General features: G+C 68.4%; 6 protein-coding genes. 3 read left to right on the top strand and 3 right to left on the bottom strand.

Annotated features, from left to right (window positions below; translation table 11 throughout):
* Positions 1–180: 180 nt before the first annotated feature.
* Both AC5RWT_RS32495 and AC5RWT_RS32490 read right to left on the bottom strand, forming a co-directional pair.
* Positions 181–1638 carry an FAD-dependent monooxygenase gene (locus AC5RWT_RS32495; RefSeq protein WP_494083819.1) on the bottom strand — a complete coding sequence of 486 codons (1458 nt, stop codon included), beginning with the start codon at positions 1636–1638 and terminating at the stop codon, positions 181–183.
* A 168-nt stretch (positions 1639–1806) separates the two neighbouring features.
* Positions 1807–3996, bottom strand: coding sequence for a RecQ family ATP-dependent DNA helicase (locus AC5RWT_RS32490; protein ID WP_494083818.1), 2190 nt, complete (start codon positions 3994–3996; stop codon positions 1807–1809).
* Positions 3997–4066: 70 nt separating this feature from the next.
* On the opposite strand from AC5RWT_RS32490, the gene AC5RWT_RS32485 reads away from it, so the two are divergent.
* The 3 genes from AC5RWT_RS32485 to AC5RWT_RS32475 all read left to right on the top strand — a co-directional run bounded on the left by AC5RWT_RS32485 (position 4067) and on the right by AC5RWT_RS32475 (position 6557).
* Positions 4067–5545 (top strand): phosphohexomutase domain-containing protein, encoded by a 1479-nt coding sequence (locus tag AC5RWT_RS32485; protein WP_494083817.1) that lies wholly within the window; start codon positions 4067–4069, stop codon positions 5543–5545.
* The gene (locus tag AC5RWT_RS32480; RefSeq protein ID WP_493969765.1) at positions 5542–6015 is read left to right on the top strand and encodes a hypothetical protein; all 474 of its coding nucleotides are present in this window, start codon (positions 5542–5544) and stop codon (positions 6013–6015) included. The genes AC5RWT_RS32485 and AC5RWT_RS32480 overlap by 4 nt, the downstream gene beginning before the upstream one ends.
* A 92-nt stretch (positions 6016–6107) precedes the next feature.
* Positions 6108–6557 (top strand): RrF2 family transcriptional regulator, encoded by a 450-nt coding sequence (locus AC5RWT_RS32475; protein ID WP_494083816.1) that lies wholly within the window; start codon positions 6108–6110, stop codon positions 6555–6557.
* 55 nt (positions 6558–6612) lie between these two features.
* Here the strand turns inward: AC5RWT_RS32475 and AC5RWT_RS32470 are convergent, their stop codons facing one another.
* A complete protein-coding gene (locus tag AC5RWT_RS32470; protein WP_494083815.1) occupies positions 6613–7176 on the bottom strand; it encodes a hemerythrin domain-containing protein in 564 nt (187 codons plus the stop codon).
* Positions 7177–7380 lie beyond the last annotated feature (204 nt).

The following is a 7380-nucleotide window of genomic DNA, read 5'->3' as shown; positions in this document are numbered from 1 at the left end:
GCCAGAGCGGCCGAATGGACTTCACTGCTAATGAAGGGTCGGGGTTAAACTCGACCGGGGGTTCAAATCCCCCCGTCTCCGCGTCAACTCCCCCGGGCAACCGGGGGAGTTTTTGCGTTTCCCCGCCTTCGGCATAGCGTCACCGCGTCCGTCGGCCTCGCCGTCCACATCGCCGGTCGTCTAATGCCGCGCGGGCCCGAGCCAGCGGCCCAGCGCCTCCTCCAGCCCATGCTGAGCCCGGTCCCCCGTCCAGGCCACATGCCCGTCGGGCCGGATCAGCACGGCCGCAGGGGCGCTGACTGGACCGATCACGGGAAGCTCCCATCCGCCGTCGTACGTGGCATCCACCAACTGCACCCGGTCTGCCCAGGGGCCCGGATCTATGCTGCCGGGTGCGCCGAGGTTGAGCAGCACGGCGCGGGCGTTGTGCAGGAGGGTGAAGACGCGCAGCGGACCGTGAGCGGTGACAAGGTCGAGATCGGGCATGCGGCGCCCGAGCAGCGGGTGCCCCTCCCCGAGGTCATAGCGGATGTCCAGGCCGGAAATCAGCCCGCCCAGCCGCTTCCGCGCCTCCTCGATGGTCAGCAGGCCGGCCACTGTGTCGGCCAGCGCGCCAATGCGCGGGTCGGCCCGCTGCATGAGCGACTGCGCCATCGTGTACTTCAGCGCGCGGGCCGCGGCGGGGTGCCGCTCGGCGTGATAGGTATCCAGCAGGCTCTCCGGCGCGATGCCCTTGACCACGTGGGCGAGCTTCCAGCCGAGGTTCACGGCGTCCTGGATGCCGAGCCCGATCCCCTGCCCGCCCGAGGGAGCATGGATGTGCGCGGCGTCCCCGGCCAGCAGCACGCGGCCGCTGCGGTAGGCCGCTGCCTGCCGCGTGGCGTCAGTGAACCGCGAGATCCACGTCGGAGCGTGGACCCCGAAGTCGGTGTGATAAATCTCGGTCAGCGCCCGGGCGAGGTCAGCCAGGGTAGGCTCGGCCGATCGCCGCAGTTGCTTCTCGGTCACAACAACCCGCACGGTTTGCCCGTCCTCCATCAGGTGCAGCCCGTGGACCCCCACCTCGTCGATGCGCATGCCCGCCGGCAACTCCTCGGTCACCTGCACTTCGGCGATCAGGCTGCTCCGCGTCGCATCCCAGCCGGGGAACTCGATCCCGGCCGCCTTGCGGACAACACTTCGTCCGCCGTCAGCACCGACCAGGTACAGCGCGCGCATCGGCACGCCGTCGGCGAGCCGCACGTCGACCCCGCTGTCGTCCTGAACGAAACCGTCCACCGTGAGCCCCCGGTGGACGGACACACCCAGCTCCTCGATCCAGCCGGCCAGGATCCGCTCAATATGGTTCTGCCACAGGCCGAGCGTGTACGGGTGGCGGGTCGGAAAGTCGCTCACGTCCAGCTTTGTGTTCCCGAAGAACGCAGCCTGGACGGGCTTGCCTTCCGCCAGGAACCGTCCGGCAATCCCGCGCTGGTCCAGGATTTCGATGGTCCGCGAGTGGAACCCTCCCGCCCGGGAGCCCACTAGCTCCGGAGTCGGGCGGCGCTCCACAATCGCCGCCTCCACTCCGACCAGGGCCAGCTCCCCGGCCAGCATCATCCCGGTCGGACCGCCTCCGGCAACGATCACATCGACCATCACGCCCCCGCCTTCCCGACTTTCCGTGCACCGCTTGCGGGCACGTCCGAGCCAGTCTGCGCCATGACAGGGGCCTTGCCGCAAGCCCCCAGGGGCGCGCTACATTGGAAGTGGCGGGGGATCTTCAGTGCCGGCAGGCACGAGAGGCATGGCCGTTGACTGGCCGGCTCAGCCTTTGAGCGCCAGGACGAAAGGCAGAACCGATTCCGCCCCGGCCAGACGCAGCGCGCGGCCCGCCACGGTCAATGTCCACCGGCTGTCGGCGACGTCGTCCACCAGCAGCACGGGGCCGCGGTTCTCTGCCAACCAGGCTTCGCCGCCCTCGGGGACCTGGAACTGATCCCAGACGTCGGCCAGTCGGAACGCGCTGTTGCCGCCGGGGCCGCTGCGGGGTCCGCCGTGCGGGACAGCGAGCTCGCCGAGGTACGGCAACTGGCCAATCTCCGAGAGTCCGCGTGCCAACGACTGCACCAGCAGCGGCCTGCTCCGCGACGGCACGCTGACAACGGCGACCGGCCGCTGCGCCCAGCCCCACTGGGCAAGGACCTGCACGCAGGCCTTCAGCATTCCAGCGGGCACCTCGCGGTCCGGAGCGTCGGCCCCGAAGACCTCCCGCAGCTGTCCGCCCCAGCCCAAATCCGTCAGGCGCGCGAGCGCCCGGCCGCTGCCGTTGGCCTCCGCCGGCGGAATCTTGCCCTTGACCGGCACTCCCAGTTTCTCCATCCCGCTGGGCCACATGGCCCGGGGTTCCAGTTCGACGCCGGCCCGTTGCAGGGCGGCGCCAGCGCTTTCGGTGGCCTCGGCCGCGATGGTGTCCGAGTACCAAGGCCCCGCACAGTTGTCGCACCGGCCGCACGGAGCGGCCGCCGGATCATCCAGCGCCCTGGCCAGGAACTCCATCCGGCAGCCGGAGGTGTTCTCGTAGTCCAGCATGGCGTTCTGCTCCGCCACGCGGGCGGCGGAGATGCGGCCGTAGCGCTCGGCGTCGTACGCCCACGGCAGGCCGGTGCCCTCCCAGCCGCCGCTGACCTTGCGCACGGCGCCGTCAACAGACAGGACCTTCAGCAGCAGTTCCAGCGGCGAGCGTTTCAGGTTCACCAACGTCTCCAGCGCCGCCGTGGACAGCACCGTGCCCGGGGCGGAAAGCTCGCGCAGCACCGCATTGGCCGTTCCCTCGTTGGGCATCGAGGCGGTGGCAAAGTACTCCCAGATGTCCCGGTCCTCGGTACCGGGCAGCAGCAGTACATCCGCGTTGGGCGTACCGCGGCCGGCACGTCCCACCTGCTGGTAGTAGGCCACCGGGGAACTCGGAGCGCCCAGGTGCACCACGAAGCCAAGGTCCGGCTTGTCGAACCCCATGCCGAGCGCGCTGGTGGCGACGAGTGCCTTGACCCGGTTCTCCTTCAGCGCGGCTTCGGCCTGCTCCCGCTCCGCCGGATCCGTCCGGCCGGTGTAGGCGGCCACTTCGTGGCCGGCCTCGCGCAGCAGTCGGGCGGTGTCCTCCGCAGCGGAAACCGTGAGCGCATAGATAATTCCGCTGCCGGGCAGATCACCCAAGTGCGTCAGCAGCCAGCCCAGCCGGGCTCGCGGGCTCGCCAAACGCAGCACCCCCAGTCGGAGGGAAGCGCGGGCGAGCGGACCGCGGATGGTGAGCACACCGCCGTCGTGCCCTGACGCGGAGCGGACACCGAGCTGCTCCTCGATGTCATGGACCACGCGGGAATTTGCCGTGGCGGTGGTCGCCAGCACCGGGACGCTATCCGGGAGCTGCTCGATCAAATCCCGGATCCGCCGGTAGTCGGGACGGAAGTCGTGGCCCCAGTCGGAAATGCAGTGCGCCTCATCGATGACCAACAGGCCAGAGCTTTGCACCAGCTGCGGAAGCTGCTCGTCCCGGAAGCGCGGATTGTTCAGCCGCTCGGGTGAAACCAGCAGCACGTCCACGGTGTTGGCGGCCAGCTGTTCCTGGATCTGGCCCCATTCCAACTGGTTGGCGGAGTTGATGGCTGCGGCGCGGACGCCCGCTCGCTCGGCTGCCGCCACCTGGTCCCGCATCAGGGCGAGCAGCGGCGAGACAATCAGGGTGGGGCCGGCGCCTCTGCGGCGCAGCAGCAGGCTCGCCACAAAGTACACCGCCGATTTGCCCCAACCGGTCCGCTGCACCACCAGGGCGCGCCTCCCGCCGGAGACCAGCGCCTCCACAGCCTCGAACTGGCCCTCGTGGAACTCGGCGCTGTCATTGCCCACCAGGGCACGAAGCAACGCGGTGGCCTCCTGGCGCAGCCCGCCGCCGGCCTGCCCGGCCGCCCCCGTCCCCAGTGTCGCCGTGTCCGTTGTCCCGTCGATCAGCTCAGCCATGTCCACCAGTATTCCAGCCGCCGCGGACAACCTGGCCCTTTTCCACAGGAGGCCCTTATAAGCTGGTGACGTGAGCAGCATAGATCTCGGCCTGTCCTTCAAGGCCTACGACGTCCGCGGAATCGTGGGCGAGACCATTACCGCAGCAACCGTGGAAGCGACCGGGGCCGCTTTCGTGGACGTGCTGTCCCTGGCCGGGCAGACCGTGCTGGTGGGCGGCGACATGCGCCCGTCCTCGCCGGAGTTTGCCGCCGCGTTCGCCCACGGCGCCGCCGGCCGCGGCGCCAACATCCAGATGCTGGGGCTGATTTCCACCGACGAGCTCTACTACGCCTGCGGCTCCCTGGACGCCGCCGGAGTGGTCTTCACCGCCAGCCACAACCCGGCCCAGTACAACGGCCTGAAGATGGCCAAACCCGGCGCGGTGCCGGTCTCCTCCGACACCGGCATGTTCGACATCCGCGACCTGGCACAGAAATACCTCGAGACCGGCATCCCCGACGGCACCGGCCCCGGGACCATCAGCGAAACCAACGTGCTCGCCGGCTATGCCTCCTACCTGCGCTCACTGGTGGACCTGACCGGCATCCGCCCGCTGAAAGTGGTGGTCGATGCCGCCAACGGCATGGCCGGCCTGACCACCCCCGCGGTGCTTGGCGACACCCTCCTGCCCGCGCTGCCGCTGGAGATCGTGCCGATGTATTTCGAGCTGGACGGCACCTTCCCCAACCATCCGGCCAACCCGCTGGAGCCGGAGAACCTGGTGGACCTGCAGGCCGCCGTCATTGACCACGGGGCAGACATCGGCCTGGCGTTCGACGGCGACGCCGACCGCTGCTTCGTGATCGATGACACCGGGGCCGCGGTCTCCCCCTCTGCCATCACCGCACTGGTCGCCCGGCGCGAGATCGCCCGCGCCCAGGCCGCCGGCGAGGAACACCCGGCCGTGATCCACAACCTCATCACCTCACGCGCCGTACCCGAAACCATCACCGCCGCCGGCGGCCGGGCCGTGCGCACCCGGGTGGGCCACTCGTTCATCAAGGCGCACATGGCGGAGGAAAAGGCGGTGTTCGGCGGTGAACACTCCGCGCACTACTACTTCCGCGACTTCTACAACGCCGACACCGGCATGCTCGCCGCCCTGCATGTGCTTGCCGCGCTCGGTGAACAGCAGAAGCCGCTGTCCGAGCTGGCCGCCGAATACGACCCCTACTGCGCCACCGGTGAACTGAACTCCCAGGTTCAGGACAAAGCCGCCGCCGTCGCCCGCGTGCTGGCCGACTTTGCCCCCGCCCTGGCAGCCGATTCGGCCGCTGCCGGCACCGACACCACCGCAGGCAACTGCCCCGCCGAATACGCGGGCACGAGCGTGGGCGTGGACCGGCTCGACGGCACCACCGTGACAGCCGCCGACGGTTCCTGGTGGTTCAATCTGCGCCCGTCCAACACCGAACCCTTCCTGCGCCTAAACGCCGAAGCCACCAGCCCCGATTTGCTCCACACCCTCCGCGACCACATCCTCACCCGCGTCAGGCAAACACCGTGAGTGCGTCGTGGCGCGACGGCATCCCCGCCGAAGTGCTGGCCGATATCGACACCTTGTTCGGAACCGGACTGGGAGTGGCGCAGGAGCAGTTGACCGAACACGGAGCGTTCCTGCCCGCTGGCCTGGTCACCACGCTCGACGGCGGACTGCGGCTGGTGGTGGTCTCCCCCGATGATCTGGACGCCGAGGCCGCGGAGGTCAACGTGGACGGGATGATCGATGACCTGTACGCCACCCTCCGCCAGGAACGCGCCGATTTCCGTGCCGTGGCCGTGATCAGCGATATCTTCCTTCCCGAGGAAGACGCCGACGCGATCCAGATTGCGGTGGAGCACTCAGCCGGCATCGCGGTTTCGGCCATCCAGCCCTACCATCACGACGACGACGGCACCTGGAGCTACCCGGACCCTTTCGTGGACCCGCAGGAACGCCTCGTCTGGCCCGATGAGGTACCCGGCGAAGAAGCCTAGACTGATCTGCCGCCCGTTTCCCGCCCGTAGGGCGTGGTGACCGGCGGCACAGCGGGAAATTCCACCCGCCCCGGACGGCTAAAATAGACAGCATGCGTATCAATGCCTTTTCCGACGTGTGCCTGCGTGCACTGATGCTGCTTTCCGCGGCGCCGGAAGGCGGATTGATGACCACGCAGGCCATCGCGGACGGCGTTGGGACTCCGTACAACCACGTCAGCAAAGCAGTGCTGAAGCTGCGCTCGCTCGGGCTGGTCGAGGCGGTGCGCGGCCGTGCGGGCGGGGTGCGGATCAGCAGTCTGGGGCGGATGGCCACAGTCGGAAGCCTGCTGCGCACCCTCGACGCCCGCGAGGACCTGGTGGACTGCGAGTCCCCCAGCGGCGATTGCCCGCTGAACAACAACTGCGAACTGCGCGGAGCGTTGCGCCGTGCGCGCGAAGCGTTCTACCGCGAGCTTGACGGCGTCGTGGTGTCTGCGCTGCCGCATCAGTCCCAAATGGAGCCGGTCTTCCTGACCTTGCTCACCCGCCGGCCGGCTTAATCAGCTCCATCGCCGGGAACCTTCTACACCCGCCGGCTTTCCACATGCAGTCCGCCTAGCCCGTGTGACGGCCCGAAAGCTTGTCGCGCAGTCGGTCCACCATGCCGACGCCGGGGCCAACGGTTTTGTGGAACAGCTCGGAGTGCGGGGCGCTGGGATGGGGCCTGGTTGGCGCAACCTTCTTGGCCTTTTGAACCTTCTCGCCGAGTTCGACTAGCTTGTCTGCGGGGATGTGGGCGCGCAACTTCGGGAACTGCTCCGTTTCTTCGTCGCTCGCGTGGTGGCGCAGCTGCCCCTCCAGTTCCCTGGCCAGTTCCATGAAGGTCGGCTCGGACGAATCAACGTCCTCCAGCCGCTTCATGAGCTGGACAATCTCCTCGTGTTCCTTCTTGTCGTGCTCAACCTCTTCCTTGCCGTTCGGCACGTGCTCCTCGATCACCGGGTAAACGAGCATCTCCTCCGCGACCGCGTGCCGCATCACCTCGGCGATGACCATGTCCATGAGGTCCCGGCGCTGGGCTGGATCGGCGGTCTGCTCGATCTGGCCGAGCAGGTCGATCATTTCCTTGTGGTCGGTCGTGAGGATGTCCACCACATCCCCGCCATGGGTGTCAGCCATGAAATGCCCCTCCCCTAGGTGGTTGCCCCTGAACGTGCGTAGGAGGCCTCAACATACCAATGAGCGGCACCCGAATCCATGCTCCGAAGCGTTTTCGGCGTGCAGGACCACCACATCGCCCCCGGTCTAGACCGGTGGCACCAAGGCGTCCGGGACGGAAGTCCGGCCGTTAAACGGATGAGGCCCCCGCGCAGCTGCGCGGGG

It is taken from the genome of Arthrobacter sp. Dra40 (genome assembly GCF_059091905.1).
Note: the sequence above shows the minus strand (reverse complement) of the source record. Positions and strands in the feature narration are given on the sequence as shown.